The organism is Synechococcus sp. RC10B2 (genome assembly GCF_047502635.1).
In genome coordinates, this window is the sequence record NZ_JANSHO010000044.1 from 1 (window position 1) to 26,454 (window position 26,454).

The window sequence follows — 26,454 nt, forward strand, 5'->3', positions numbered from 1 at the left end:
CTATGAAACTATATCAACGACCCCCATCATGGGTAAGCGACCAAAGTCGCTAGCGGGCTTTTCCGGCGCGCACTCAAGTGCGGGGCTACCAAGCTATCCTTTTGTGTCTCGAGACCTGTTGGGGCTGGTAAAGAGGGGCCCTGATGGCGCAGAAGATTTTCCTGCGGGCTGTCTGAAGGTTCGGCTTCCTGCCACCGGCCCAAACAGAGCGGCAATCAAGCCTGTGGAAAACCGTCTTATCTTCGTCCCTTCCTTTGCGATACTGCTAGAGGTGATGTTGAGAGTGATAACGCGATGGCGATGCAGCATCTAGCCAGGGGCCAGCTTCGACGTCCTCAACGACAGCCAAGCTCGGCGGGATCCCGGTCGTCCCTTAGCCGGTTTGCCCCCTGCGGCCTCCTGTTCAGCCTGCTCTGGGCTGTGCCTGCCTTTGCCCAAGAAACGAAAGCGCCTGATCCTGCCGCCTTGGTTCTCCCAGATAGCCGAGCCATCCGCACCCCCAACCTGCCTCCCACCCTGTCGATCCCGCCCGAGGCCCGCCCTGCCACTCCTGCCCCGGTCTCGCAGGGGGCTGCTAGGGCCGAAGAACTGGTGGTGCCTCAATCCCCTTTGGAGGTGCGCATCGAGCGGACGGAGGGCTTGTCCTTACAAGAAGCCCTGGAGATTGCTGTTGCCCAAAACCCAGCGGTGCAGCAGGCAAGGCTGGCTGTAGAACGGGCTGAGGCTGGGGTTGCCCTGGCGCAGGCAGCTTTTGCCCCCACCCTCTCCACTCGAGCCAGTTACCAATACAGCGAACCTCCCTCGCCTGGTGGCAGGCCAAGCCGCGAAGTTCACACTCTCTCAGCTAGCGTGGTGCGGGTGGACTACACCGCTTTCGACAACGGGATCAGAGAACAAAACCTAAGACTGGCCCAAGAAGCTCTGCGCGTCGCCCAACTGCAACTGGAGCAAACCCTGCAGACAGTGAAACAAGCTGTGGCCAACGCCTACTACGATCTGCAGAGCGCCGATGCCCGAGTGGCCATCAGCCAGGCTGCCGTTGCAAGTTCTGAAGCCACCCTGCGGGATGCCCAAGCCCGAGAGCGGGCTGGGGTGGGTACCCGCTTCGAGATTCTCCAGGCGGAGACCGAATTGGCCAACAATCGACAAACCCTACTGGTGGCCCAAAACACCCAACAACTGAGCCGCCGCCGCCTGGCCGAGCTGCTGAACTTTCCCAGTCCCACTGATGTGCTGGCCAGGGATCCCATCGAGCCTGTGGGAGAGTGGGACCTGAGCCTAGAAGAGACTATTGTTGCCGCTTTTGCCCAAAGGCAAGAGCTGGAGCGCCAACGCCGAGAGTTGGAACAAGCCCAAGCTCGTGTGCGCCTGGCGCAAGCCAGCAACGGTCCCCAGATTGGTTTGTTCGCCACCCTCGATGCGGTTAACGATTTCAAGGCCAGCCGCGACAGCTTCGATATCGGCTACTCGGTCGGCGCCAATTTCAGTTTGACTTGGCTGGACGGGGGTAAGGCGGCCGCCCAGGCTCGCCAAGCCGAGATCGACGGGCAGGTGGCCGTGAACAATTTCATCGGCAGCCGTAACGAAATCCGGCGCAGTGTGGAAGAGGCTTTCCTCACGCTCAGCTCCAGCCGCGAACAGATCGACTCAGCCAAGGTAGCGATTGCCTCGGCAGAGGAGAGCCTGCGCCTGGCGCGGCTGCGCCTTCAGGCCGGGGTGGGCACGCAAACAGAGGTGATCAACGCCGAAACTGCCCTCACCACCGTCCGTGGCAACCTCTCCAATGCTGTAATCGCCTACAACCGCGCCCTGGTACAACTGCAGCGGGCCGTCGGCAGGCTTTGATCTCTGCTCGGTTCTTTCTCCCTCACCCCCAACCCCTCTCCCTCTGGGAGAGGGGAGCTAGGGCAGCTCGTTCGCGACAGCGTTGCGTAGTAATAAGGATGTGGAGAAACGTTTCGAAATAGCCATGGTGCCAAGTACCGCTGGCGCCAGCAGAAGAAACGCGACGAACTGAGAAAAATCGCCCCCTCTGGGCTTAGCCCCTGAGGTTTCCTCACGATCCGCAATGACGGCAAAAGAGAGGCCTAGAGTTTACGGGAATAGAACTCGACAACCAGCAGCTCGTTCACTGGTGCGCAGATCTGCTCTCGGGGAGGCAGTTCTTTGATACGCCCGCGCAGCTTCTCTTTGTCAAATTCCAGGTAATCGGGCAGGAACAGCCCCGGATACTCAGCGTAGGCGGCCACCAATTTGCGAGAAGACTCCTTGTTCCTTACCGTGATCACATCCCCAACTTTGCAGCCATAGCTGGGGATGGTGACTTTGCGGCCGTTGACTTCGATGTGGCCGTGGCTTACCAACTGCCGAGCCGCCGGAATGGTTGGAGCCATGCCGAGGCGAAAGACGATGCAATCCAGCCGCATCTCCAGCATCTGCAGCAAGGCTAGCCCGGTGGATCCCTTGGAGCGCCGCGCCTTGCGCATGTAGCGGAGCATCTGGCGCTCGCTCACCCCGTAGTTGAGGCGCACCTTCTGCTTCTCTTCTAGGCGGATGGCATACTCGGATTTTTTCTTGCGCTCGGCCCCGTGCATACCAGGTGGATTGGTATTTTTGGGGCGCTTGCGCGTCAAACCGGGCAGATCAAGTCCCCCGAAGCGACGAATGATCTTGAGGCGGGGACCTGTGTAGCGGGACATGCGGGCGTTTCTCCGAAATCGGCAAAGATACTCAGCAGAAGAGCACAGGCGAAAACATTGGCCGTGCGCCAAAAGAATTGGCGATCTCCTATATTAAGGTCTTAGCCCGGCCTTTAAGCAAGGGGTGAGAGCCGTTTTTTAGCTGACTTTGGGGAGCGGTGCCATTAGTCGTAGCGAACCCCCAGTTGGGTGCGGATGAAGGCGCGATCCTCGCTCAGCAGGCCGTTGAGGGTGCGCCGCTCCCCCAGGATGGGATCCGGATCCAAGCCGATGGCCTCCAGATCCGCCAGCACCATCAGCTCCACCAGTTGGGCAAAGGTCACCTTGGGCTGCCACCCCAGTACCCGCTTGGCCTTGGAGGCGTCCCCCAAGAGCAGATCCACCTCCGTGGGGCGGTAGTAGCGGGGATCGATCTCGATCAGCACGCGATCTTTGTAGAGTCCCTGTTCTTCCAGTCCGGATCCCCGCCAGGTAATGGGCATGCCCACCAAAGCAAAAGCGCGTTCGGCAAACTCCCGCACGCTGTGGGTTTCGCCAGTAGCCAGCACGTAGTCGTCCGGCTGGGGTTGTTGCAGCATCATCCACATCCCCTCGACGTAGTCCTTGGCGTAGCCCCAGTCCCGCTTGGCATCCAGGTTGCCCAGGTAGAGCTTGTCCTGCTTGCCGGCCACGATGCGGCTGACGGCGCGGGTGATCTTGCGGGTAACAAAGGTTTCTCCTCGCCGTGGGCTCTCGTGGTTGAACAAAATGCCGTTGCAGGCAAAGAGGTTGTAGGCTTCGCGGTAGTTGACTGTTTGCCAGTAGGCGTACACCTTGGCGCAGGCGTAGGGGCTGCGGGGGTAGAAGGGGGTGGTCTCCTTTTGCGGGATCTCCTGCACCAGGCCGAACATCTCCGAGGATCCCGCCTGGTAAAACTTCACCCGGATCCCCGTGCGCTGCTGGTAGTCGCGGATGGCCTCCAGGAGGCGTAGGGTGCCCATAGCCACCGCATCGACGGTGTATTCTGGCGCCTCAAAGCTGACCCGCACGTGGGATTGGGCCCCCAGGTTATACACCTCCGTCGGCTGCACCTGTTCCAGGATCTTGCGCAGGGTGGTGCCATCGGTGAGATCCCCATAGTGGAGAAACAGCCGGGCGTTGGGATCGTGGGCATCCACATAGATGTGGTCGATGCGGTCGGTATTGAAGGTGCTGGCGCGGCGGACAATGCCGTGGACTTCATAGTTTTTTTGCAACAGCAGCTCGGCCAGGTAAGAGCCATCCTGGCCGGTGATGCCGGTAATTAAGGCACGTTGGGTCATAGAGCTGGAGGCGAAAACAAGCACTTGTAAGACTTCAGCCAGAGCGGGGACTTCAGCGCCTTGCCAAGCACAAACTCGCAAAGCTGAAACCCCAAAGCCAGAATATTATAGAGCAGCGGGAACCCCTTCTCTGGGGTTCTGCTTGCTTAGGAAGAGCCCAGGTGACGATCCTTAACCTGCTGCAGGGCAGGGGTCAGGGCCATAGGCCAGGGAGCCGGCTGGCGCAGTTGCCGCACTGCCTGGGGCAGGCGCAGGACCGAGGCACGGCTGGTGCGGGCAATCGCCTCCAGATCCGGCAGGGGCTCCAACAGCACACCCTTGCGCAGGATCGGGCGCAGCAGCGGCTGGTAGCCAGGGGGCGGGCTCTCGTCGGCCTGGCCGAGCAAGTCCCCTGTGGGACCGCGGAAGATCTGCTTGCGCCCCGGCAGGGTGGCTTTGGCAAAGGAGGCCTTGGCCACTGGGATCCCGTTAATCTCCACCAATTTGTACACTCCGTTCACGCCCTCGCCGGTCACCAGCCGCGTCCCCACTCCATAGCCGCTGATAGGGGCTTGGGAGCGGTGCAGCCGTTCGATCTCGTACTCGTCCAAATCGCCGCTGACAAAGACCGGCGCCCCCTGGGGCAGGATGGCCTTGACCTGGTGGGAGAGGGCCTCCAGGTCCCCGGAGTCGATGCGCACGCCGCCGATCTCGCCTTGGGATCCCAGTTGATCCGGATGGGTGGCTGCAAAGAGCTGGGCCGCTGTGCGCGCTCCCTGGATGGGATCGTAGGTATCGATGAGCAGAACCGCCTGGGGAAAGTAGCGCCGGAAGGCTTGAAAAGCGCGGGTCTCATCGCCGGAGAGGGCGGCAATGGCCATCACCAGAGAATGGGCCATCGTGCCTGCCGGCTTGCGCCCCAGCTTGAGAGCTGCCAAGACGTTGGAGGTGGCGTTGAACCCCGCCGCCAGCGCTGCCCGCGCTGCCCACAGGCCCGCCTGGGGGCTAAAGGCTCGCCGCGTGCCGAACTCCAACAAAATGGCCTCATCCCCGGCAGCATCCCGCATGCGGGCCGCCTTGGTGGCAATCAGGGTTTGGTAGTTGAAGGTGGTCAGCAAGTAGGTTTCCACCAGTTGCGCCTGCCACAGAGGAGCCTCTACCCGCAGCAGCGGCTCGTTGGCGAAAACGGCCGTTCCTTCCGGCACTGCCCACACATCCCCCTCGAAGCGGCAGCTAGCCAGCAGCTCCCAGAAGCGTTGCGGTGCCTCGGCAAAAATGCCCGTCTCCCGCAGCGCCTGCAAGGCTTGCGGCGGAAAGTGCAACTGCTGCAGGTATTCCACCGCTTGGGCCAGCCCCATGGCGATGAGGTAGCCATAGTCGCTAGGCAAGCGCCGCACAAACAGCTCAAAGGCCGCCGGCTGATTCTCCAGCCCCTCCCCCACATAGCAGGCAGCCATTGTGAACTGGTAGAGATCCGTCAACAGGCCGTAGTCCTGGGGCTGCAGGGAGGAGAAGTCTGAATTCACCATGGAAACCTCAAGGGACAAGCCGCTGAAAAGCTAGGGGAGCGGGCAAAGAAGTCCTTGCCAAAGTTGGAGCTACTATGGTAACAGGTTTGGCCTGCCAGGGATCCCGGCGAGGTGGCCCCAGCGATAAGAGCTTGACTGCACTCTAAAAAGCCATGAACACCACTGTCCAGGGAGTAACGACTCAAGCTCCGCCGACACTTCCCTTGCCTGTTCATTTTGATCCCGAGCGGGTGGGGGAGATTTGGCGGGTGCCCTACCAACAGCGGGCCCTAGAGGCGGAGCAGTGGGCCCAAGAGCACCGCATCCCATCGGCAGAATCCGACCAGGTGCGGGTAGGCTTGTTGCTCATCGATGTGCAAAATACCTTCTGCATTCCTGGCTTTGAGCTGTTTGTGGGTGGTTCTAGCGGCCTGGGGGCGGTGGAGGATAACCGGCGTCTGTGTCAATTTATCTACCGCCACCTCGCCCACATCACCCAGATCGTGGCTACCCTGGACACCCACACCGCCATGCAGATCTTCCACCCCATCTTCTGGGTGGACGCCCAGGGATCCCATCCCGAGCCAGCTACAGCCATTTCTGCCGCCGAGATCCGCTCCGGGCGCTGGCGGGTCAACCCCGCGGTGGCCGCCAACCTCACCCAAGGGGATCTGACGCGGCTGCAGGTCTACGCCCTCCACTATGCCGAGCAATTGGAGAAAGGGGGGAAATATCCTCTCATTGTCTGGCCCTACCATTCCATGCTAGGTGGGATTGGCCATGCCCTGGTGCCGGCGGTGGAGGAGGCGATCTTCTTCCACACCATTGCCCGCTGCAGCCAGCCCAGCTTGCAGCTCAAGGGGGCCAACCCCCTGACGGAAAACTACTCCGCCCTCAGCCCGGAAGTCTTGACCGGCCCGGAAGGGGATCCCATCGACGAGAAAAATGAATCCCTTATCGGCCACCTACTGGAATTCGATGCCCTGATCGTGGCTGGCCAAGCCAAAAGCCACTGCGTCGCCTGGACGGTAAGCGACCTGCTGCAGGAGATCCAGTCCAGGGATCCCGCCCTGGCCAAGAAGATTTACCTTCTGGAAGATTGCACCTCGCCGGTGGTGATCCCCGGCGTAGTCGATTTTAGCGAGCAGGCGGAGGCGGCCTTTGCCCGCTTTGCCGCCGCGGGGATGCACCGGGTGCGCTCCACCGATCCCCTCTGGACGTGGCCTGGCTTTCCGTGGCGGAAGACTTGATCTCCTCTACCCCAGTGCTAGGATGCGGCAGGACAGGCTGTGGGAGTTTGCCTGTGGACGATCGTCCTGGCGGTGCAGATTTGCTTTGGGAAACCAGTTCCCTGCGCCCTCCCACTGGCGCCCGCGACTTTTTGCCGCGGGAAGTCCAGCGGCGGGAAAGGCTAGAGGCGCAGCTAACCCAGGTTTTTCGCCGTTACGGCTACCAACGTATCATCACGCCCACCCTGGAACGGCTAGAGACGCTACTGGCTGGGGGATCCATCCGCGCCGAGGCAGTGCTGCAGTTGCGGGACGGGGAAGGGACAATGCTGGGGTTGCGCCCGGAATTCACCGCTTCCATCGTGCGGGCAGCAGCCACGCGTCTGGCCAGCGGGCCCCTGCCGCTGCGGCTTTACTACCACGGCAACGTGTTCCGCAATAGCCGGCGGGAGGAGGGCTCCTACAGCAGCCAGGAGTTTTTCCAGTCAGGGGTGGAGCTCATCGGCGCGGGCGGATGGCTAGCCGACGCTGAGATCTTGCTGCTTTTGGCCGATTGCGTGCGCGCTGTCGGCCTCAGCAACTGGACGTTACTTTTGGGAGATGTGGGCTTGACCGAGAGCCTGCTCAACCCTGTTGCTCCCAAGGCCCAGGCGGCAGTGCGCCGCGCCATAGCCCAGCTTGACTACGTCTACCTGGAGTCCGCCCCTTTGCCAGAAGCAGCCCGCCAAATTGGCTTGCAGATTCTGGGGCTGCGCGGCCAGCCTGACCAGGTTCTACCCCAGCTTGCCCAGCTTCCGGTGCCGTCGGAGCGGCTGCGAGATCTGCGGCAGTTGTGCCAGATTCTGGAAGCCCAGCAAGTGCGGGTGGTGTTGGATCTGAGCTTGCTGCAAACCTTGGCCTACTACACCGGCATTGTCTTCCAAGCAGTGGTGGGGGGAGAAATCATCGCCTTAGGCGGGCGCTACGACCGGCTCTATGCCCTCTATAGCCCACAGCAACTGGAGCAGCCAGGGATCGGCTTTACCCTCCTGCCGGATACCCTGCTGCGGCTTTTGCCCCCCACTCCCCAGGACGAGGCAACGGGGTGCAAGCGGTTGGTGGTGCCACTGGTGCCGGCAGGGATCCCGGCGGCGCTGGCCTTGGCCGCCCGCTGGCGCGAGTCAGAGGCGGTGGAGCTGGAATTGCTGGACCGCTCCCCCGAAGAAATCGAGGCCTACGCCCGCCGCTGCCGGATCCCGGAGATTGCCTGGGTGCAGGCCGATGGCAGCTACCACATCTCCCCCGTCAAATATCCAGAGCCGCCAGATCCAACTGGGCACTGTGGGCCTCGATGAACTCCCGACGCGGCCCGACGGCATCCCCCATCAGGATGGTGAAAATGCGATCGGCTTCGGCTGCGTCTTCGATGGTGATCTGCTTGAGGACGCGCGTTGCCGGGTTCATGGTGGTTTCCCAAAGCTGCTCCGGCATCATTTCCCCCAAGCCCTTGAAGCGCTGGATGGTGTACTTGGCGTTGGCCGGCAGGCTGCGCAGAACTTGCTCCTTTTCCGCCTCGTTGTAGCAGTAGCGCACATTGTTGCGGCCCCACTCAATCTTGTAGAGGGGCGGACAGGCAATGTAGACGTAGCCCTGCTCCAAGAGCGCCTTCTGATAGCGGTAAAAGAAGGTGAGCAGCAGGGTGCGGATGTGGCTGCCGTCCACGTCGGCGTCGGTCATGAGGATGATGCGGTGGTAGCGCAGTTGGCTGGGATCGAACTCCTCGCCCTTGACCCCCAGGCCCAGCGCTGTGATCATGGCCTGAATCTCGGCGTTTTTGTAGATCTTGGCGGGATCCGCCTTCTCGATGTTGAGGATCTTGCCCCGCAAAGGCAGCACCGCCTGAAACTGGCGATCCCGTCCCTGCTTGGCGCTGCCCCCTGCCGAGTCGCCCTCCACCAAGTACACCTCCGACTCCGCCGGATCCCGGCAACTGCAGTCGGCCAGTTTCCCCGGCAGGGTGGAAGATTCCAGGGCAGACTTACGGCGCACCAGCTCCCGGGCCCGACGGGCCGCCTCGGCCGCGTTGAAGGACTGGATGGCCTTCTCGACGATCCCCCTGGCCACGTTGGGGTTGAACTCTAGGTATTCTGTAAGGGCTTCCGAGACAAGGGTCTGGACAATGCCCCGCACCTCGGTGTTGCCCAGCTTGGTTTTGGTCTGCCCCTCAAACTCAGGGTTGGGCACCTTGACTGCAAGGATGGCGGTCAGCCCCTCCCGCACATTTTCTCCCGCCAGGTTGCTGTCGGAGTCCTTGAGTTTGTTGAGCTTGCGGGCTTGGCTGTTGATGGTGAGGGTAAGGGCGGTCTTCAATCCCTCCAAGTGGGTGCCCCCCTCAGTGGTGCGGATGTTGTTGGCAAAGCCAATCAAGGTATCGGTGTAGACATCCGCGCACCACTGCAATGCCGCTTCTACCTCGACGCCATCCCGCTCCCCGCGCACATAGATAATATCGGGGTGGATGGGGGTTTTTTCGTGGTTGATGAAGGCCACATATTCCTTAATGCCGCCGGCAAATTGATAGACTTCGCGGTGAGGCGGATCCCGCCGCAGATCGCTGAAGATGATTTTCAAGCCGGCATTGAGGTAGGCCAGCTCGCGCAAGCGGGCCGCCAACAGGCTGTAGTCAAACTCCCGCTCCGGGAAGATGAGCTCATCCGGCTTAAAGCGCACCTCCGTGCCCCGCCGCTGGGCACCGGCAGGCTGCGGCTCGGACTGAAGGGATCCCACCACCGCCCCTCGCTCGAAGCGCTGGAAGTAAACCTTGCCCTCCCGCCAGACTCTGGCCTCCAACCACTCGGAGAGGGCATTCACCACCGATACCCCAACGCCGTGCAGCCCCCCGGAGACCTTGTAGCCGCCGCCGCCGAATTTGCCGCCAGCGTGCAACACAGTCATGACCGTCACCAGCGCCGACTGCCCGGTCTTGGGGTGGATGTCTACCGGGATGCCGCGGCCATTGTCCAGCACCGATACCGAGCCATCGGGGTGGAGAGTAACCTCAATTTCGTTGCAGTAGCCAGCCAGAGCTTCATCGACGGAGTTGTCCACCACCTCGTACACCAGGTGGTGCAATCCCTTCGGCCCAGTGGAGCCAATGTACATGCCAGGCCGCCTGCGCACAGCCTCCAAGCCTTCCAAAACTTGGATCTGCTCTGCACCGTAGTTCTCCGTCATTCGTAACTCCAATCCCGAAGAGAGATCCCGGCCCCCGCCGACCTAAACCCAGAGAAATTGACGCCAGAAGCCAGAGATAATCCAAATGCCAAAAACCTGCCCCCATAATAGCACAAAAGGCTAAAACGGCCACACAGCCGCTTCTGAGGGCAAACTTTGGCAGGGGATGCAGGGATGGAGATCAGTTTCTTGCCCGATCCTGGCCGAGAAAGCTCTCCACCAATCCCGGTGGCGGCTGCACCTGCAGCTCACCTTTTTCCAAATCCACAACCGGCACCAGAGCCTTCACAAAGGGGATCAACACCTGCCGCTTGTCGGGGGTGGCGATCTCCAGCACATCTTGGCCAGCGGCCCAGATGGCCGAGACATGCCCCAGCAGCCGCCCTTGATGGTAAACGGCCAGGCCGATGAGATCGGAGTAGTGGTACTCCTCCGGCTCGAGGGGCAGGCGCTGGGAAGCCGGCACCAACACCTTAGCTCCCACCCAAGCCTCTGCCGCCGTCCGATCGGGAATTCCTTCCAGCCGCACCAGGTATAGGCCCTTGGCGGGAAAAAACTGCCCCTCGATCAAAGGATGCAACAGAGGCTCCGGATCGCTATCCCGCTGCAGCCAGCGCGGCCCTGGCTCGGTAAGGCGCTCCGGAAAATCCGACCAGCACTTAACCCGCAGCCAGCCCCGCAGTCCATGAGCAGCCACCACCTGCCCCACCAGCAGCCAAGCGGTATCCCTTGAAGCTACCATAGCTGTCGCTGCTAGTCGAGCTGAGGAAAGTTCACCTCGGTCGGGAAAGCTGTGGAGCTGCCCAACTTTTGGGAAGCCCCGGAAGCGCGGGATCCCTGTTCTCCCTTGGCCACATCCACCATAGAGAGCAACCCTTGCAGGGTAGCGGGGATGGAATTGGGATCCATAAAGATCACCTTCGAGCTGGGGCTACTGCCCACCTTGAGACCCATATCGATGTAGTTTTGCGCCATCAAGTATTGCAGCGCGTTGGCTGCCTCTGGGTTTTCCTGCAAAGTGGCGGCAATGGTTTTGATGGCCTCAGCCGTGCCCTCGGCTAGGAGCAGCCGCTCGCGCTTCTCAGCTTCTGCTCGCAACAACTGCGCCTTGGCAGCCCCCGCCGCTTGGTTGATGCTGGCCTGCTGCTCCCCCTCGGATTTGAGAATGGCCGCTCGCTTCTCCCGCTCGGCAGCCATCTGCTTTTCCATCGAGTCCTGCACGGTTTTGGAGGGCTGAATCTCTCGAACTTCCACGCGGGTGATCTTGATCCCCCAGGGATCGGTGGCCTCGTCCAGTTCTGTCAAAAGGCGGGCGTTGATCTCGGCGCGGGAGGAGAAGGTCTGATCTAGATCCATGCGGCCAATTTCGGCCCGCAGGGCCGTCAGCACCAAGTTCACCAAAGCCCGCTGTACATCCTCTACTGCATAGCGAGCCTTGATCATATCCGTAATGCGCCAATAGACCACCGCATCCGCCATCAAAGAAACGTTGTCGCTGGTGATGCACTGCTGCGGCGGCACGTCCAACACCTTCTCGCGAATGGTTTCCTGGAACACAATCCTGTCGATGGGAGGAAAAATGACGTGCAGCCCGGGTGTTAGCTTGCGGTGAAACCGGCCCAGACGTTCTACCAGCGCCTCATAGCCCTGGCTGATGATCTTGACGGAGTTAAACAGGTAACCGAGGAAGATCAGGGCGATTGCCGCTAAGATGCCTGGCATAAGACGTCTCTCCTGAGTGGGAGCTTTGCCTCTTATCTTAGACGATTGTTCTCTGGGCTTGTCGGCCTTGACCTCGAGGCCCCTGAAGGCGGAGACTCTTTCTGGCTTTTTCCTAAAATTTTAAGGTTTGATGTCTTGACCCATACCTCATTGACCGGTGGGGGCAACCGGAAAGACTGAAAAGCACCTAAAGGGAGTCTGTCTATGAAACTAAACAGCAAGAACCTAGAAGTTGGCTTGAACAAAACCTACGACGTCATTGTCGCCGGTGGCGGCGCAGGGGGGCTGTCGGCGGCAATCTATCTGGCTCGCTATGGCTTGAGTTGTCTGGTGGTGGAAAAAGGCAAAGGCCGATCTTTTTGGATGCAGGATCTGCGCAATTATCTGGGCCTGCCGCCAAACACGCCAGGACGAGAGCTGTTGCGACAGGGAAGGGAGCACGCCCTCAGCTTGGGGGTGGACTATCTATGGGGCTATGTGGAAAATGTGAAGGATGAGGGAGACCTTTTTGCCGTCAAGGTCAAGGTGGGAAAAGTCAACAGCCTCTACCCCGTTTTTCGCAGCAAGTATTTGATCGCGGCAACAGGCATCATCGATCATCTGCCGCAATTGCCGGACATGCAAAATGTTTACGACTATGCCGGCTATTCATTGCATGTCTGTATGATTTGCGATGGCTACGAAATGCGGGATCAAAAGGCAGTTTTAATCGTCGGCTCAGAGGCTCAAATCAACACTGCCTTTGTCCTCAACTGGTTTACGCCTTATATCTCGGTGTTGACTCACGGCCTCTGCTCGGTCGGCCCTGAAATGCGCCAAAAACTGGCCGAGCACGGCTATCCCCTTTACGAATCTCCCATCCGCCGCTTTCTGGGCGAGAACCACCAGATGCGCGGTGTAGAGCTCGCGGATGGCACCTACATCGAGGCAACTACCGGCCTGGTGGCCATGGGAGCCAAGTACCACAACGACTATTTGAAAGGGATCCCCAACTTGCAGTGGCAGGGCGAAAACCTCGTGACCGACGAGTGGTGCCGCACCACCCATCCGCGGCTGTTCGCGGTAGGAGATTTGAAGCAAGGCCTCAATCAGGTGGCGATTGCGGTTGCTGACGGAGCGCTGGCGGCCACAGCCATTTGGCGGGACATCCGCCGAGCCTCCCCTGCTCGTCAATGGGAAGAGCGCCTGCGCTCTTAGTTTGGGCTCATTCCGCCCTCTTGAGGGAGCTGGGATGGCCCTTTGCCCTATGATTGTTGCGAAGCCCCGAGAAACTCCCATGCGTTCTCTGAAAGCGGCGATCTTTTTTTTGGTTTTCCTATTGGTGGGGCTGCAGTACTGCGCGGTGGAGGCCCAGTCTTTTTTTGATCTAAAGCTGACTCTAACCTCAGAATACGATCCTGTTCTCCCGATCGAGAGCGTTCGGGTTGTGCTCGGCAGCCCTCCCCAAGACCTGCTGGTTTACCTATCGGCTCCTTCTGCTGCCTGGGTTTACCAAGAGCGGGTAAATGGGCATTACTTGATCGATATTCCCTATGCGGTGATTACGCCCTCGACCGCTGTTGAGGTTCCTAGGGAGCTGCCCTACCGGCTGAGCTGGGGCAACCGAGACGAACAGACTGGGCGCCTGCTGATCACCCCTGCACCTGCCCAGGTAGAGGTCTTTTTGCAGCATGGCTGGACAGCGGATCCCACTTTGCTCGATCCGCTGGAAAATAGCCGGCCTTTGCAACTGCCTTTGGAAGAGGCGCTCGGGCCTTTGTTGGAAGTGCCACCTCGCTCTGCCTTTCTCACCATTGACGATGGACCTTGGCCGCAGTCCACCCCTCGCCTTTTAGAGGTTTTGGATCAGCTACAGATTCCGGCCACCTTCTTTCTCATCGGCAATCACGTTTCTCGCTTTCCAGAGTTGGCCAAAGCCATTCAAACCCACGACCACACTATAGCCAACCACACGTTTACTCACGACTATCGACGCCTCTATAGCAGCGACGAGATATTCTATGCCGAGGTGGATCAGACAACCCAACTGCTCAAGACGTTGGGCTTGGATCCCCAACTGGTGGTTCGCCCACCGGGCGGTTTTCGCTTAGACTCTGCTTTGCGTCGCGCTTTGGAACAGGCAGGGTATCAGGTTCTCTACTGGAACCTTAGTCCTGAGGATGCCTATGCCGGCCAAACAGTAGACCAGCTTTTGCAGCGGGTTCGATCCCAGTTGTCGGTGATGAAAGCCTCTGAACAACCCCTGGTTTTGCTGCTGCACGACCGCTGGCCCCATACTGCAGAAGCTTTGCCGGAGATCGTTGCTGCCGTTGAAGAGGCGGGCTATCGCTTTTTGCCCTGGCCCACTTCTAGAGATTCTGCTTGAGGGAACTGCCAACTGTCTCTTAAGCAAAACCGGGCAATCTCTTAAAATCTTAGGGTCGAGGAGTGGGGAAGTATGCGAAAGCCCTTGGATTTCTGGGGTCGGATAAGTTGGGGAGCAGCCTTGGCTCTGGCGCTACCCCTTGCTGTTAACTCTGCCCACCCCCAGCCGCTGCTTCCGCTGTTGCCGGCTGTTTCTGAGGGAGGCACCGCGCGCGAGGGAGTAGTTGCCCTCTTTCGTCAATCCATCTGGTGGGAGTTCATCCGCGGCAATCGCGGCCAAAACCTGCGCCTGTTTGCGGCCAGCCTCACCGCTTCCGATCGGCAGGATGTGGTGGCCGTGTTTGAAATCCAGCGGCAGCCGACAGTGGAGCCGGTGGTGCGCGTTCTCAGCTTCGCCCATCAGGGAGGATACGATTTTCGCCTGCTCCATGCGGCTGAGCCGATCCCCGGACGGCTGGTGGAGGCGCACCTGCGCACCGACATTACCTCCAGCGCCCAGCCCAAGCTGGTACTGCTCACCGAGCGAGGGGGAATCAGCCTGCTGCGGTCTGTCTTGATCTTGGAACACCAGCCGGAGGGGTTTGTGCCGCTGCTGAGCGTAACCGATTTAAGCAATGCCAGCTTGCGGGTCAGCTCCCAAGGGCTCCTGGTCATCTCCAGCGTGCCGGGATCCAACCGCGACTCGCGCGCCACCCTCTACCAGTGGGAGGGAGATGGCTTTGTCCGCCGCGATCTGTAACATCCCAAGTCTTCCGATTGGCGACGAGACAATAGACCGCTGGGATTCGTTCCAAATTGCCACAAAGCAGTCCCTTGCAACTCCCCTCTCCCACTGGGAGAGGGGTCGGGGGTGAGGGGAGACTCCCACTGGGAGAGGGGTCGGGGCTGCGGGAAATGTCTCTAGTCTATTGAGGAGGGCCAGAGAGCTGTTGAGCCTGCCAGCAGGCGCCTAGGCTGGGCGCTTGGCCCACCTGCCAGAGAAACAGGCTTTCGGCTCCCAGGGGATGCAGGCTCCAGGGATCCAGGTCAGCCCCAAACCAGCCGTAGGGATCGACAGGGGCGGGCTGGCCGGAATTGGTTTGGTCAAAGCGGCGCACCTCAAAGTGGAGATGGGGCCCGCTGGCACAGCCGCTGTCGCCCGACAGGCCGATCACCTCCCCGGCGGCTACCCTCTGTCCCTCCTGCACCTGGATTTGGCTGAGGTGGGCGTAGAGGGTTTCCAAGCCAGCTGGCTCGTGCAGAATGCGCACCCGCAACCCCCTGACCGGGCGACCCAAGGCAGGGCAGAAAAACGCTGGCTCCGGACGCGCTACGGTAACCCGTCCTGGGGCGGCGGCCAGGATGGGGGTGCCCACCGGCATGGCCCAGTCATAGCCGGCATGGCCATCGCTTTTGCCGCAGGGGTGCAGCGGGCCAGGGATCCAGACTTGGCCTTGCCCACTGACAAACCGTCCGTTGCCATCCTCCTCCCCCAAGGGCAAGTCGTGGTCGAAGAGGTTGGTGACGGGAAATTCCCCGACAAAGGGCTTGTGCAAAAACGGCCACTGGGGCGGCGGCGGATCCCCATTAGAAGAGCGATGGCTCTCCAGCGCCAACCGATAGTGCTCCAGATCCTGACGCTGGGCGGGATCTGGGGACCGCTGCAGCAGAAGATCCACCAGGCGCAAGGCCTGAGCCCAGTCCCGGCGCTCCACAGCCCGCCTCAACTGAGCGTACACTCCCCTCAGGGATCCCTCTGACCAAGAGGAGCTCTGCGGAAAACCAGGCAGGATGTTTACGAATTGATACAATAGGCAGCAAAATATCAGCAGGCCTACCCTGGTCAGGCCAGGCAGTTTGCTTTGGCCATCCGCTTTTCTCCTCAGCCGCTGCTCAAGCGGTGGGGTAGCGAGGCGGCTCTGATCAACCACCCTACGGGAGCTTCTCATGCGTTGGCTGTTCTCCTCGTTATCCTCTGGTGTCCTTGTTAGCCTGCCTTTCCGGTTTTCTGATAGGCGAGGTGTTCTCCTTGGGTTTGGGTCAATCTGGCAGCGGTTGGAGGCTTTGGCGCTGGGCTTGCACATTCTCTCCTTGCTCTTCGGGCTGGTGGGCCTACTGTGGGTAGTACCGCATCCCGAGTGGGTGGCCAGTTTACCCCCCATTGGTCTGCAGGCCTTCTCTTGGAGCATGGGCAATGGCGGCGTGGCCTACATGGTGTCTGGAGCGCTGGCGGCGGCTTTGATGGGATCCCGGCTGTTGGGGGTGCGGCGCCTGTTGATGTTTTTGATCCCGGCGGTGGGCATTTCCTTGGCCAGCGAGCTGCTGGGCACCAGCACCGGGATCCCTTTTGGCGACTACGGCTACCTGAGCGGGCTGGGCTACAAGATCGCCGGACTGGTTCCCTTCACGATCCCTTTGTCTTGGTTTTACGTGGGGCTGTCGTCCTACCTGTTGGGGCGGGTGGCGTTGCAAGCGGGGCGCCATTGGCTGATCCACTGCGAGGCCATCCTGTTGGGGGCGCTGCTGCTCACCGCCTGGGACTTCGTGCTGGATCCGGCCATGACCCGCGGCCTGATCCCCTTTTGGACGTGGTTCCAGCCGGGGCCCTTTTTCGGCATGCCGCTGCAAAACTTCGGCGGTTGGATGCTCACCGGAGCTGCCTTTATGACCGCGGCCAACCTCCTTTGGGGGAAAGATCAGCCGGTCTTGAACCGCCGCCAGTTGCTGGGGCCGCTGCTGCTCTATGTAGCCAATTTTGCCTTTGCCCTGCTGATGAGCGTAGGATCCGGCATTGTCGCGCCAGCAGGGCTGGGGCTCTTGCTGGGATTGGGGCCAGCTGTGGGGTTGTGGTGGAGCGCTCCGCCGGATCCTGAGGCTCCCTCGCAGCCTGAGTTGGCCGCGCAAGAAGCTGGGGATCGCCAGTGGGCGGGGGCGAAGTAGGTCGCCTAGGGTCTCGGCGCCGTTTTTTTCGGGCTGCCCTGCCACAGGCCAACCAACAAGCAGGCCACCCCCACGTTGATGGCCACGTCCGCCACGTTAAAGACGGGGAAGCCAATCCAGACGAAGTTGAAAAAATCCACCACATAGCCGTTGAGAAAGCGGTCGATGCCGTTCCCCATCGCTCCTGCCCAGACCAAGCCGTAGCCCACCTGTTCCCAACGGCCCAGGCTGCTGCCGCGAATCGCCAGCAGCGCCAGCGCCACCGCTACCCCCAGCGAGACCCACTTGAGGAACTCTGCCGAATCGGCAAATAGGCTCCAAGCGGCGCCGGTATTTTCCACATAGGTAAGGTGAAACACCCCTGGCCACAGCTCGATTTCCGGCCCCGGCAGCAGCCGCTCCACCGCCCAGCGCTTGCTCGCCTGATCCAGGAGCAACCCCAGGATCCCGGCCAGCCAAAAGCCCGTGTTTTTCATGCTTTTTCACCTCACTACGTCCACCGGCAAGAGCGCTCAGAGGAGCACTTTTCCCATCCTGACATCCTCTCTTCTTTTGTGAGCGGCAAACCGCAGGAGCAAGGTTGGGGAGGGTGGAATAGAAAGCCAGGGAGCCTCAGGCCAGCAATTGTCTGCCTGGAGGGCAAAACAAAGAAAAGCGTCCGGCTAGCTGAGCCGGACGGGGATCCTACAGTCTAGAGGAGAGGAAAAGAGCAGCTACCGCCCCCGCTGCTCCAGGGATCGGCGCAACTCGCTGGCCATCTGTATAAACTCTTGCGGATTGCCCGCCTTGCCGTAGGAGGAGCGATCTTGAACCTTTTTGCCGCTACCTTGGCGGGTGCGGGTGTTGATCAGAGAGCTGGCCATTTCCAGAAACTTGGCAGGGTTCCCTTCGCTGCTGCCCCGCATCACAAAGGTTCGTCCGGCACGAGTCACTGCCATAGCTACCTTGATTCTCAGAAACGAAATGCTTGTTCACATCTTCCCACAAGGATCCCAAACCCGCCAGGCCCAGCGCCCTATTGGAGATAGCCGTGGCTTCTCAGGCTTTGCATCACCAAGTCGATACATTCAGAGATGCTTTGCTCGGCGGTTTTGCAGACCACCTCTGGATATTCTGGCGGCTCGTAGGGGTCGTCGATGCCGGTGAAGTGCCGGATGAGGCCTGCCCGCGCTTTGCGGTAGAGGCCTTTCACATCGCGCTGTTCACAAACTTCCAGGGGGGCGTCCACAAAGACTTCGATGAAGTTGCCGATCTGCTGCCGCACCTCCTGCCGGGTGGCGCGATAGGGGGAGATGGCCGACACCAGCACGATCACCCCGTGGCGGGTCAGCATCTCTGCCACAAAGCCGATGCGACGAACGTTCTCATCCCGATCCGCCCTGCTGAAGCCCAGTTCCTTGCTGAGGTGTTGCCGCACCAGGTCTCCATCGAGCACTTCCACCGGCAACCCCAAAGCCTGTAACTGCTGGGCGACACCGCAGCTCAGGGTGGTTTTGCCCGCGCCGCTGAGCCCCGTAAACCAGACCGTTACCCCCCGCCGCCTCATGGGTGTAGATCCCTTCTCCTTGGGCTTTGCCAGAATATCATCCCCCGCCCAGAGTGATACACTCGAGACATTGTCCATTCTCCCTCTGCCATGCCGCCGCTAAGCGCTTCTCTTGTCGACTTGGGCTCCGGGACAACCGCCGAGCTGTTCGACCGGCATGTGATGTCCACCTACGCTCGCTATCCTTTGACCCTGGTGCGGGGGGAAGGCTGCCGGGTTTGGGACGAAGAAGGGCGCGAGTACCTGGATTTTGTGGCTGGCATTGCCACCTGCACGCTGGGCCATGCCCACCCCGCTTGGATCCAGGCGCTGACTCAGCAAGCGCAACAGTTGCACCATGTTTCCAACCTCTACTACAACCGGCCCCAGGCGCAACTGGCCCAATGGCTGACCCAGCACTCCTGTGCCGATAAGGTTTTTTTCTGCAACTCAGGGGCAGAGGCCAACGAAGGCGCCATCAAGCTGGCCCGCAAATATGCCCATACGGTGCGCGGGATCCAAGATCCGGTGATCCTCACCGCCCAGGCTAGCTTTCATGGACGCACCCTGGCTGCCCTCACCGCTACCGGCCAGCCGAAATACCAAAAAGACTTTGCCCCGCTGGTGCCCGGCTTCGACTACGTTCCCTACAACGATATCGAGGGTACGGCGGCAGTGCTGGAGCGTTGGGGCGAGCGGGTGTGTGCCGTGCTGCTGGAGCCGCTGCAGGGAGAAGGAGGGGTTGTGCCCGGGGATCCCGCCTACTTTCAGTGGCTGCGCCGGGTCTGTAGCGAGCGGGGCATCTTGCTGATGTTGGACGAGGTACAGGTGGGGCTGGGCCGCACCGGCAGGCTCTGGGGCTACTGCAACCTGGGGATAGAGCCGGATGTGTTTACCCTGGCCAAGGGCCTGGCGGGCGGGATCCCAATTGGCGCCCTCCTGGCCAAAGACTTTTGCGCCGTGTTCCAGCCGGGGGATCACGCCAGCACCTTCGGCGGCAACCCCCTGGCCTGTGCGGTTGGCCTGGCGGTCTGCCACACCCTGATGGTCGAGAGCCTGGTTTGGAATGCCCAGCAGACAGGAGCCCATCTGCGCCAGGGTCTATCTCGCTTGGCCAAGCAGTTCCCGCAGCTTGTGCAGGAGGTGCGCGGCTGGGGCCTGATCCAGGGCCTGGTGATGCGGATCCCGGCGGCTGAGGTGGTCAGGGCGGCCCTGGAGCGAGGGCTGTTGCTGGTGCCGGCGGGATCCCAGGTGGTGCGCTTGGTGCCCCCCTTGATCGTCACGCCTGCGGAAATTGACGAGGCGCTGGCGCGGCTGGAATCGGCTCTGCAGAGCTTGGCCCTTGGCAATAGCGGGACGGAGTCCTAGCCCTGGCAGACCTGCTGCAAAAAGGCTTGCAGCCGCTGGCGGGCCTCCTGGGGCAGGGGATCCCCGGCCTGCTCCAGCAGCGGCAGCACCTCCTCGGCGTAGGCCGGGACAAAGCCGGCAGCCGGCCAGAGCAAATCCGAGGTGGATCGCAGGTTCCAAACTTGGGATCCCTGCTTGAGCAACAGGGGTCGCACCCAAAGCAGAGCTGGGGATCCCGCCTCAAGATTGTGAAGAGAAACCTGAATCAGCTCCACGTAGAGGGTGGCCTGCGACCCCGGCAAGGCTAGGATGGGGCGGGGTGAGGTGAGGACACTCCCTACTTCCGTCCTCCCAGCAGGCAGAGGACGTCCCCTAATGGGGAGATCCTCACCAGAGCCACATTGAGCGGGCAGACAGGGCCACAGGGTCATGGAACGGCTGGCTTCCGCTTAGGAAAGTTGAGACCAACTACACCTGATCTTAAGGGATGCCTTCTCAGGTTCTGCGAGGGGATCCCAGATTGCCCATGGTGCTAGTCTTGCAGGCAAGGCTCCTCCAAATTCCTGGAAACCGGATCCCGCCATGATGCACACCTTTATCCCGCCCCACCGTTTCTTTCCCTACCTGACCTGGACGGAGATCCAGGCCATGCCCGACAAAGAGAACGTAGTCATCATCCAGCCGGTGGCCTCAATCGAGCAGCACGGTCCCCATTTGCCCCTGGTGGTAGATGCCTGCATCGGCACGGCAATCATCGGGCGGGCCATGGAAAAACTAGAGCCGGAGATCCCGGCCTATGTCCTGCCCACCCAGTGCTACGGCAAGGCCAACGAGCACTGGCATTTCCCCGGCACCATCACCCTCTCGGCGCAAACCCTGATGGCGGTGTTGACCGAAGTGGCCGAAAGCATTTACCGGGCTGGGTTTCGCAAGCTGGTGTTCCTCAACTCCCACGGCGGCCAGCCCGAGGTGCTGCAGATTGTGGCCCGCGACCTGCACCAGAAGTACGAAGATTTCCTGCTCTTCCCGGTGTCCGTCTGGCGCGTTCCCCACCAAGGCCAGGAGCTGATGACCGCAAAAGAGCAGGAATTGGGCATTCACGCCGGAGACGGCGAGACCAGCATGTTGATGTACCTGTTGCCCGAGACGGTGCGCACCGACCGCTTGGTCTGCGAGTACCCCTCGGATCTGCCGCAAGATAGCTTGCTCAGCCTGGAAGGGCGGATCTCGTTTGCCTGGACAACCCGCGACCTCAGCCGGAGCGGCGTCCTGGGGGATGCCACCGCCGCCACGCCCGAAAAAGGCAAGCTCCTGGTCGAGTCGATGGCCGACGGCTGGGTGCGGCTGATCCGAGATCTGCACAAGTTCCAACAGCCCCAGGCCTGGCGCAAAGCCCCGCTGTCGGTCTAGGGATCCCGGCAGGTTTCCTGACCTTTTGAGGCTTCTGGCCGGCCCTAGCCTGCTTCTCTGGAGCGGGAGGAGCGACTTCTCGAGGGCTGATGATAGGCTTGAGGGAAACCCCCTGAGGGAAGAGCGATGGTTCTTGCCTCAAAGCCAGCCACCCCCCCTGTCCTTGAGCGGCACGACGCCACTTGGCAGGACTATGTGGCCATTCGCAGCCATCCTGACCTGGAGTGGCAAAAACTCTCCTTTCATCGGGGTTGGTTGTGGGTCAACATGGGCAAAGAAGGGCCAGAGCACGCCTCCGTCAGCGATTTGATGACGGCCATTTTTTTCGCCTGGGCCTTTTTGCACCCGGATGTGCCGCTGCAGTCCTATGGTCGCTGTCTGATTGAGTACCCAGAAACCCACGCCTGCGCCCCTGACCTAGTGCTCTACAAAGGGGAGAACATCCCCAAATACCAAGCCGGCGAGCCGCGGCGGATTGATTTGCGTTTCCAAAGACCTCCCGACCTGGTGGGCGAAATTGCCGACACCACCCTGGCTCTTGACCTAGACGAGCAAAAGCAGCTCTACGCCAGCCTGGGCATTCCTGAGTACTGGGTCATCGATGTCAAGGGGCGGCGCGTTTTTGCCTTTGCCCTGGCCAAGGACAGGCGCTATCGGGCCATTGCCCAGTCACAGGTGCTGGCAGGCTTGCCGATAGCCCTGCTTGAACAGGCTCTGGAACGCCTGGCCAGCCAGACCAACACTGCTGCCGCCAACTGGCTCCTCCAACAGCTCCAACGCCAGGCTTAAGATTCCCAGCTTCAGGATGGACTATGACTGTAATCTCTCTCAAGACCTCGACTTCCCCCATCCTCGAGCGGCACGACGCCACTTGGCAGGACTATGTGGCCATTCGCAGCCATCCTGACCTGGAGTGGCAAAAACTCTCCTTTCATCGGGGTTGGTTGTGGGTCAACATGGGCAAAGAAGGGCCAGAGCACGCCTCCGTCAGCGATTTGATGACGGCCATTTTTTTCGCCTGGGCCTTTTTGCACCCGGATGTGCCGCTGCAGTCCTATGGTCGCTGTCTGATTGAGTACCCAGAAACCCACGCCTGCGCCCCTGACCTAGTGCTCTACAAAGGGGAGAACATCCCCAAATACCAAGCCGGCGAGCCGCGGCGGATTGATTTGCGTTTCCAAAGACCTCCCGACCTGGTGGGCGAAATTGCCGACACCACCCTGGCTCTTGACCTAGACGAGCAAAAGCAGCTCTACGCCAGCCTGGGCATTCCTGAGTACTGGGTCATCGATGTCAAGGGGCGGCGCGTTTTTGCCTTTGCCCTGGCCAAGGACAGGCGCTATCGGGCCATTGCCCAGTCACAGGTGCTGGCAGGCTTGCCGATAGCCCTGCTTGAACAGGCTCTGGAACGCCTGGCCAGCCAGACCAACACTGCTGCCGCCAACTGGCTCCTCCAACAGCTCCAACGCCAGGCTTAAAGCCGTCAGGGCGTTTGGGCCAGCTTGATGATGAGATGGCGGTTTTTGTCCACCGCGATCCAGCCCTGCTGGCGGAAACGGTTCAAAAGACGGGTGATGGTGACGCGGGTAGTGCCGATGGCATTGGCCAAGTCTTGGTGGGTGAGGCGCACCTGCAGGCGCACCCCCGTCGCCATTGGGGATCCCAACTCCACCGCCAATAGGCAGAGCAACTGGCGCAGCCGATCCTCCACCCGCCGCCGCCCGGCCAAGGCCAGCAGCGCTTCGGTTTGGCGCAACCGCCGCACCAACTGCTTGAGCAGCCCCTGGCTCAGGGTTGCTGAGGCTTCCACCTCGGCTGCCGGCAGCCGCAACACGTCAACCGCCGTCAACGCCTTGGCTTGGTAGGGATCCAACATTGTCAGCGGGGATCCCAGGGGCATGGAGGGGCCAGCAAATCCCAACAGCGCCTCGCCGCCATTGGGATAGAGGGTAGTCAATTGCACCACACCCCGACAGACGATCACCCACTCCTCGGGAAACAAAGGGATGACCTGGCCGGGACTGTAGGGAGATAAACTGCGGCCTCGGTAGAGGTCTTCTAGCAATTGCCGCTCCCGTGTAGGCAGGCCGGCAGCAAAATGGCCGGGCATCGTTTCAGGCATAGGCTAGCTCCGCTAGGGCAAACTGGGCACACTGGTCGTTGGGCTTTCCCCTACCAATAACAGCATGGGGTTGGCTTCGCGGCTGAGTTGGGGTAGAGGACAAGTGTTCCCGACAACACCTTACCGCTTGCCTCTTCGACGGAAGTAAAGGAGAGGTTATGCCCAGGTTAAGTCTCGCCACGCAGAGGGGCAGAACCGAGAGCAACCGCGATCCGGTAGGATAGAAGTGCCAAGCTCAACCCTTCAGGAGACCTGCTGTGACGCTGATGGTTCGCGTGATCACCCCCGACCGCACGGTTTGGGATGCCCCCGCCGAGGAAGTGATCCTCCCGGCTACCTCAGGTCAGTTGGGCATCCTCACCAACCACGCCCCTCTCTTGACGGCCATCGGCAACGGCGTGATGCGGGTCAAGGCCGGTGGCAAGTGGTCGGCCATTGCCGTGATGGGCGGGTTTGCGGAAGTGGAAAATAACGAGGTAACCGTTCTGGTCAACCGCGCCGAGCGGGGAGAAAAAGTGGATAAGGCCGCAGCTCAGGCCCTCTTGGACAAAGCGAGCCAAGTTTTGAACACCAGCAGCGACAAGCAAGAGCGCCTGCAGGCCAAGTTGGATCAACAGCGGGCCAGGGCCTTGATCCAAGCCGCCGAGATGGGCCACAAAAGCTGAGGGATCCCCGCTTTTCTTGGCAGGGGATCCGGCTGCGGGGCTGGCTTTGTTAAGCTGAAGCTCTTGGGGAGCTGGTGGTGCTATGTTCAGTCCTGCAGTTGCCGATGGCGCATTGGGCAGCTTGAGAATTAGCCAGGTGGCGGCGGCGGCGGGGTTGCCGGTGCGCACGGTGCGCTACTACGAGTCGCTGGGCCTGCTGAAGCCAACGGTGCAGCGGTCGGAGTCCAGCTATCGCCTCTTCCATCCGGCAGTGCTGGGGCGGCTGGCTTTCATTCGCCGCTGCCAAAGCCTGGGCCTGAGCTTGGAGGAAATTCGCCAGATCCTGCAGTTGTACGACCGGGGGGAGCAGCCCTGCCCAGAAATCCGCCAACACCTGCAGGAGAAGCTGTGGCAAATCGAAGAGCGCATGGCCGAATTGCAAACTCTAAAAGGCCAAATTGAAAGCCTCCTTTCCGATTGGCGGATCCCAGCGGAACCGACGGCCCAGGAGGACGTGATCTGCCCGATTTTGCAAAAGCCAGAGGCCGGCGGTGACAAGGTTGGCAGACGCTACTCGACGGTTACCGACTTGGCCAGGTTGCGGGGCTGATCCACATCGGCCCCGCGGCGCAGCGCCATGGCGTAGGCAAACAGCTGCAGGGGGATGACGTTCAAAACCGCCGACAGCAGAGGTGTGGTGCTGGGCACCTCGATGACGTGGTCGGCTTTTTCCCGGACCTGGGTATCTTCCGGATTGATCAGGGCAATGACTCGCCCGCCCCGCGCCCGCACCTGCTCGATGTTGGAGAGCATTTTTTCGTAGACGGGATCGCGGGTGGCAATACACACCACCGGCATGCGCTCGTCGATGAGGGCAATGGGGCCATGCTTCATCTCCCCTGCTGGGTAGCCCTCGGCGTGGATGTAGCTGACCTCTTTCATTTTTAAGGCCCCCTCCAGGGCTATGGGGGCGTTGACCCAGCGGCCCAGGTAGAGCATGTCGGTGACGTGGTGGTACTGCTCCGCCAACTGCTCGTAGAGGGCGGCGTCTTTCAACAACAGGCTGATCTTGCCCGGCAGCTCGATTAAAGCTTGCAGGTGGGATCGGATCTGGGCCGGGCTGAGGATCCCTTTGGCCTGGGCCAGTTGCAGGGCCAGCAGGTATCCTGCCACCAGCATGCCGGTAAACACCTTGGTGGAGGCGACGGCGATCTCCGGCCCGGCGTGGATGTAGATCACCCCGGCATCCGCCAGACGAGTGGCCTGGGATCCGATGGCGTTGACGATGGCCAGGGTGGGGATCCCTTGGCTGCGGGCCTCGCTCATGGCTGCCAGCGTATCCACCGTCTCCCCGGATTGAGTAAGAGCCAAAAGCAGGCTGTGGGGACGCAGCACCGGCTGGCGGTAGCGAAACTCGGAAGCATAGTCCACCTGCACCGGGGTGCGGGCCAGGCTCTCAATGAAGTACTTGAGCACCAGGCAGGCGTGCCAGGCAGTGCCGCAGGCCACAGCGTGGATCTGCTCCACCTGGGCCAGTTGCGCTTCTGCCAGGGCCAGCCCCTCCAAGTTCACCCGGCCTGCTTCCAGATCCACCCGCCCCCGCAGCGTCTCGGTGATGGTGCGCGGCTGCTCGTAGATCTCCTTTTGCATGAAGTGCTTGTAGCCCCCCTTGGCCGCCGAGACGGGATCCCAGGCTACGGTGATGGGAGTCTTGCGCAGCTCTTCGCCGGTAATGCGCAGGTAGCGCACGCTGGAGTCGGTGAGGATGGCCATCTCCCCATCTTCCAGAAACACCACCCTGCGGGTGTGGCGGACGATGGCGGGCAGATCCGAGGCCACAAAATTTTCCCCTTCCCCTTCGCCAATCACCACAGCCCCGGCATTGCCCAGGCGGGCGGCAATCAGACGATCCGGCGCCTCCCGATCCAAGGCCACCACGGCATTGCCTCCCCGCAGTTGTCCCATGACTTTGGCAAAAGCTGCCTCAAAGCAGCCCAGCTCCTCCGTGTACAGGCCCAGCAGGTGGGCGATCACCTCGGTATCGGTTTGGGAGCGAAAAGGGATCCCGCGCTGCAGCAGGTGCTCCTTCAGCTCCAGGTAGTTCTCCACAATGCCGTTTTGAATAACCACGACGCGCCCCTGGACGTCGCAGTGGGGGTGGGCATTTTCTTCGCTAATGCCGCCGTGAGTGGCCCAGCGGGTATGCCCAATCCCCACCCTGGCTGTGGGCATGTTTGTAGTGAGTTTCACCACCAGGTTGTGCAGCTTGCCGGTGGCCCGCACGATCCTCAAGCCTTCTTCTGGATCCACGGTGGCAATGCCTGCGGAGTCATAGCCGCGATACTCCAAGGTGCGTAGGCCCTCCACCAGAATGGGGGCAGCCCACTGAAAGCCCACATAGCCGACAATGCCACACATTCCTCACACCTCAACCCTGGTCGACGGCGCGGCGTCCTATACCCGCAAAGCCTA

The 26,454-nt window shown here is 61.0% G+C and carries 26 protein-coding genes; 13 read left to right on the forward strand and 13 right to left on the reverse strand.

From position 1 onward, the window contains the following. The first annotated feature begins 294 nt into the window (after positions 1–294). A complete protein-coding gene (locus NW855_RS05180) occupies positions 295–1,845 on the forward strand; it encodes a TolC family protein (protein WP_099812091.1) in 1,551 nt (516 codons plus the stop codon). Positions 1,846–2,087: 242 nt separating this feature from the next. Here NW855_RS05180 and rpsD read toward each other — a convergent pair whose 3' ends face one another. From rpsD to NW855_RS05195, 3 genes are all read right to left on the reverse strand, one after another. Then, a complete protein-coding gene (gene rpsD, locus NW855_RS05185) occupies positions 2,088–2,699 on the reverse strand; it encodes a 30S ribosomal protein S4 (RefSeq protein ID WP_011430362.1) in 612 nt (203 codons plus the stop codon). 164 nt (positions 2,700–2,863) lie between these two features. Beyond that, complete coding sequence (gene gmd, locus NW855_RS05190) at positions 2,864–4,000, reverse strand: GDP-mannose 4,6-dehydratase (RefSeq protein WP_011430363.1); 1,137 nt, start codon at positions 3,998–4,000, stop codon at positions 2,864–2,866. Between the two features lie 146 nt (positions 4,001–4,146). Further along, entirely contained in the window at positions 4,147–5,508 is a 1,362-nt protein-coding gene (locus NW855_RS05195) for a nicotinate phosphoribosyltransferase (RefSeq protein WP_011430364.1), read from the reverse strand. A 152-nt stretch (positions 5,509–5,660) separates the two neighbouring features. Here NW855_RS05195 and NW855_RS05200 point away from each other — a divergent pair, with 152 nt between their 5' ends. Both NW855_RS05200 and NW855_RS05205 read left to right on the forward strand, forming a co-directional pair. Further along, positions 5,661–6,737, forward strand: coding sequence for an isochorismatase (locus NW855_RS05200; RefSeq protein ID WP_099812090.1), 1,077 nt, complete (start codon positions 5,661–5,663; stop codon positions 6,735–6,737). A 53-nt stretch (positions 6,738–6,790) separates the two neighbouring features. Then, positions 6,791–8,050 carry an ATP phosphoribosyltransferase regulatory subunit gene (locus tag NW855_RS05205; protein ID WP_414402349.1) on the forward strand — a complete coding sequence of 420 codons (1,260 nt, stop codon included), beginning with the start codon at positions 6,791–6,793 and terminating at the stop codon, positions 8,048–8,050. Here the strand turns inward: NW855_RS05205 and gyrB are convergent. The 3 genes from gyrB to NW855_RS05220 all read right to left on the reverse strand — a co-directional run bounded on the left by gyrB (position 8,001) and on the right by NW855_RS05220 (position 11,651). Further along, positions 8,001–9,929, reverse strand: coding sequence for a DNA topoisomerase (ATP-hydrolyzing) subunit B (gyrB, locus tag NW855_RS05210; RefSeq protein WP_414402348.1), 1,929 nt, complete (start codon positions 9,927–9,929; stop codon positions 8,001–8,003). The genes NW855_RS05205 and gyrB overlap by 50 nt on opposite strands. Positions 9,930–10,110: 181 nt before the next feature. Beyond that, on the reverse strand, positions 10,111–10,671 hold the full coding sequence (gene rimM, locus NW855_RS05215) for a ribosome maturation factor RimM (RefSeq protein WP_011430368.1): 561 nt from the start codon (positions 10,669–10,671) through the stop codon (positions 10,111–10,113). An 11-nt stretch (positions 10,672–10,682) separates the two neighbouring features. Next, a complete protein-coding gene (locus tag NW855_RS05220; RefSeq protein ID WP_414402347.1) occupies positions 10,683–11,651 on the reverse strand; it encodes an SPFH domain-containing protein in 969 nt (322 codons plus the stop codon). 204 nt (positions 11,652–11,855) lie between these two features. On the opposite strand from NW855_RS05220, the gene NW855_RS05225 reads away from it, so the two are divergent. The 3 genes from NW855_RS05225 (at position 11,856) to NW855_RS05235 (ending at position 14,754) form a co-directional block, all read left to right on the forward strand. Next, entirely contained in the window at positions 11,856–12,848 is a 993-nt protein-coding gene (locus NW855_RS05225) for an NAD(P)/FAD-dependent oxidoreductase (protein WP_011430371.1), read from the forward strand. 79 nt (positions 12,849–12,927) lie between these two features. After that, positions 12,928–14,016, forward strand: a complete 1,089-nt coding sequence (locus tag NW855_RS05230; RefSeq protein WP_414402346.1) for a polysaccharide deacetylase family protein — start codon at positions 12,928–12,930, stop codon at positions 14,014–14,016. Between the two features lie 72 nt (positions 14,017–14,088). Continuing rightward, positions 14,089–14,754, forward strand: coding sequence for a hypothetical protein (locus NW855_RS05235; protein WP_011430373.1), 666 nt, complete (start codon positions 14,089–14,091; stop codon positions 14,752–14,754). Between the two features lie 166 nt (positions 14,755–14,920). On the opposite strand, the gene NW855_RS05240 is transcribed toward NW855_RS05235, so the two are convergent. Further along, entirely contained in the window at positions 14,921–15,721 is an 801-nt protein-coding gene (locus NW855_RS05240; RefSeq protein WP_414508503.1) for a peptidoglycan DD-metalloendopeptidase family protein, read from the reverse strand. A gap of 337 nt (positions 15,722–16,058) precedes the next feature. On the opposite strand from NW855_RS05240, the gene NW855_RS05245 reads away from it, so the two are divergent. Further along, on the forward strand, positions 16,059–16,934 hold the full coding sequence (locus NW855_RS05245; RefSeq protein WP_414508504.1) for a carotenoid biosynthesis protein: 876 nt from the start codon (positions 16,059–16,061) through the stop codon (positions 16,932–16,934). 5 nt (positions 16,935–16,939) lie between these two features. Here the strand turns inward: NW855_RS05245 and lspA are convergent, their stop codons facing one another. The 3 genes from lspA to cysC all read right to left on the reverse strand — a co-directional run bounded on the left by lspA (position 16,940) and on the right by cysC (position 18,480). Beyond that, on the reverse strand, positions 16,940–17,410 hold the full coding sequence (gene lspA / locus NW855_RS05250; RefSeq protein ID WP_011430376.1) for a signal peptidase II: 471 nt from the start codon (positions 17,408–17,410) through the stop codon (positions 16,940–16,942). A 237-nt stretch (positions 17,411–17,647) separates the two neighbouring features. Next, positions 17,648–17,872 carry a hypothetical protein gene (locus NW855_RS05255; RefSeq protein ID WP_011430377.1) on the reverse strand — a complete coding sequence of 75 codons (225 nt, stop codon included), beginning with the start codon at positions 17,870–17,872 and terminating at the stop codon, positions 17,648–17,650. Between the two features lie 77 nt (positions 17,873–17,949). Then, positions 17,950–18,480, reverse strand: a complete 531-nt coding sequence (cysC, locus tag NW855_RS05260; RefSeq protein ID WP_414402343.1) for an adenylyl-sulfate kinase — start codon at positions 18,478–18,480, stop codon at positions 17,950–17,952. 90 nt (positions 18,481–18,570) lie between these two features. On the opposite strand from cysC, the gene NW855_RS05265 reads away from it, so the two are divergent. Further along, positions 18,571–19,827: an aspartate aminotransferase family protein gene (locus NW855_RS05265; protein ID WP_099812087.1), complete on the forward strand. Its 1,257-nt coding sequence runs from the start codon at positions 18,571–18,573 to the stop codon at positions 19,825–19,827. On the opposite strand, the gene NW855_RS05270 is transcribed toward NW855_RS05265, so the two are convergent. Beyond that, the gene (locus tag NW855_RS05270) at positions 19,824–20,108 is read right to left on the reverse strand and encodes a hypothetical protein (protein ID WP_240527364.1); all 285 of its coding nucleotides are present in this window, start codon (positions 20,106–20,108) and stop codon (positions 19,824–19,826) included. The two genes, NW855_RS05265 and NW855_RS05270, sit on opposite strands and share 4 nt — an antisense overlap. Before the next feature lie 283 nt (positions 20,109–20,391). Between NW855_RS05270 and NW855_RS05275 the strand changes: the two genes are divergently transcribed. The 3 genes from NW855_RS05275 to NW855_RS05285 all read left to right on the forward strand — a co-directional run bounded on the left by NW855_RS05275 (position 20,392) and on the right by NW855_RS05285 (position 22,694). After that, positions 20,392–21,216 (forward strand): creatininase family protein, encoded by an 825-nt coding sequence (locus NW855_RS05275; protein WP_011430381.1) that lies wholly within the window; start codon positions 20,392–20,394, stop codon positions 21,214–21,216. Positions 21,217–21,342: 126 nt separating this feature from the next. Further along, a complete protein-coding gene (locus tag NW855_RS05280) occupies positions 21,343–22,005 on the forward strand; it encodes a Uma2 family endonuclease (RefSeq protein WP_414508505.1) in 663 nt (220 codons plus the stop codon). A gap of 23 nt (positions 22,006–22,028) precedes the next feature. After that, positions 22,029–22,694 (forward strand): Uma2 family endonuclease, encoded by a 666-nt coding sequence (locus NW855_RS05285; protein WP_414508506.1) that lies wholly within the window; start codon positions 22,029–22,031, stop codon positions 22,692–22,694. Between the two features lie 5 nt (positions 22,695–22,699). Here NW855_RS05285 and NW855_RS05290 read toward each other — a convergent pair whose 3' ends face one another. Further along, positions 22,700–23,338, reverse strand: a complete 639-nt coding sequence (locus NW855_RS05290; protein WP_414402341.1) for a Crp/Fnr family transcriptional regulator — start codon at positions 23,336–23,338, stop codon at positions 22,700–22,702. A 257-nt stretch (positions 23,339–23,595) separates the two neighbouring features. Here NW855_RS05290 and atpC point away from each other — a divergent pair, with 257 nt between their 5' ends. Beyond that, entirely contained in the window at positions 23,596–24,003 is a 408-nt protein-coding gene (atpC, locus tag NW855_RS05295) for an ATP synthase F1 subunit epsilon (RefSeq protein ID WP_011430385.1), read from the forward strand. A gap of 82 nt (positions 24,004–24,085) precedes the next feature. After that, positions 24,086–24,592 (forward strand): heavy metal-responsive transcriptional regulator, encoded by a 507-nt coding sequence (locus tag NW855_RS05300; protein WP_206336901.1) that lies wholly within the window; start codon positions 24,086–24,088, stop codon positions 24,590–24,592. On the opposite strand, the gene glmS is transcribed toward NW855_RS05300, so the two are convergent. Then, a complete protein-coding gene (glmS, locus tag NW855_RS05305) occupies positions 24,553–26,400 on the reverse strand; it encodes a glutamine--fructose-6-phosphate transaminase (isomerizing) (protein ID WP_414402340.1) in 1,848 nt (615 codons plus the stop codon). The two genes, NW855_RS05300 and glmS, sit on opposite strands and share 40 nt — an antisense overlap. Positions 26,401–26,454 lie beyond the last annotated feature (54 nt).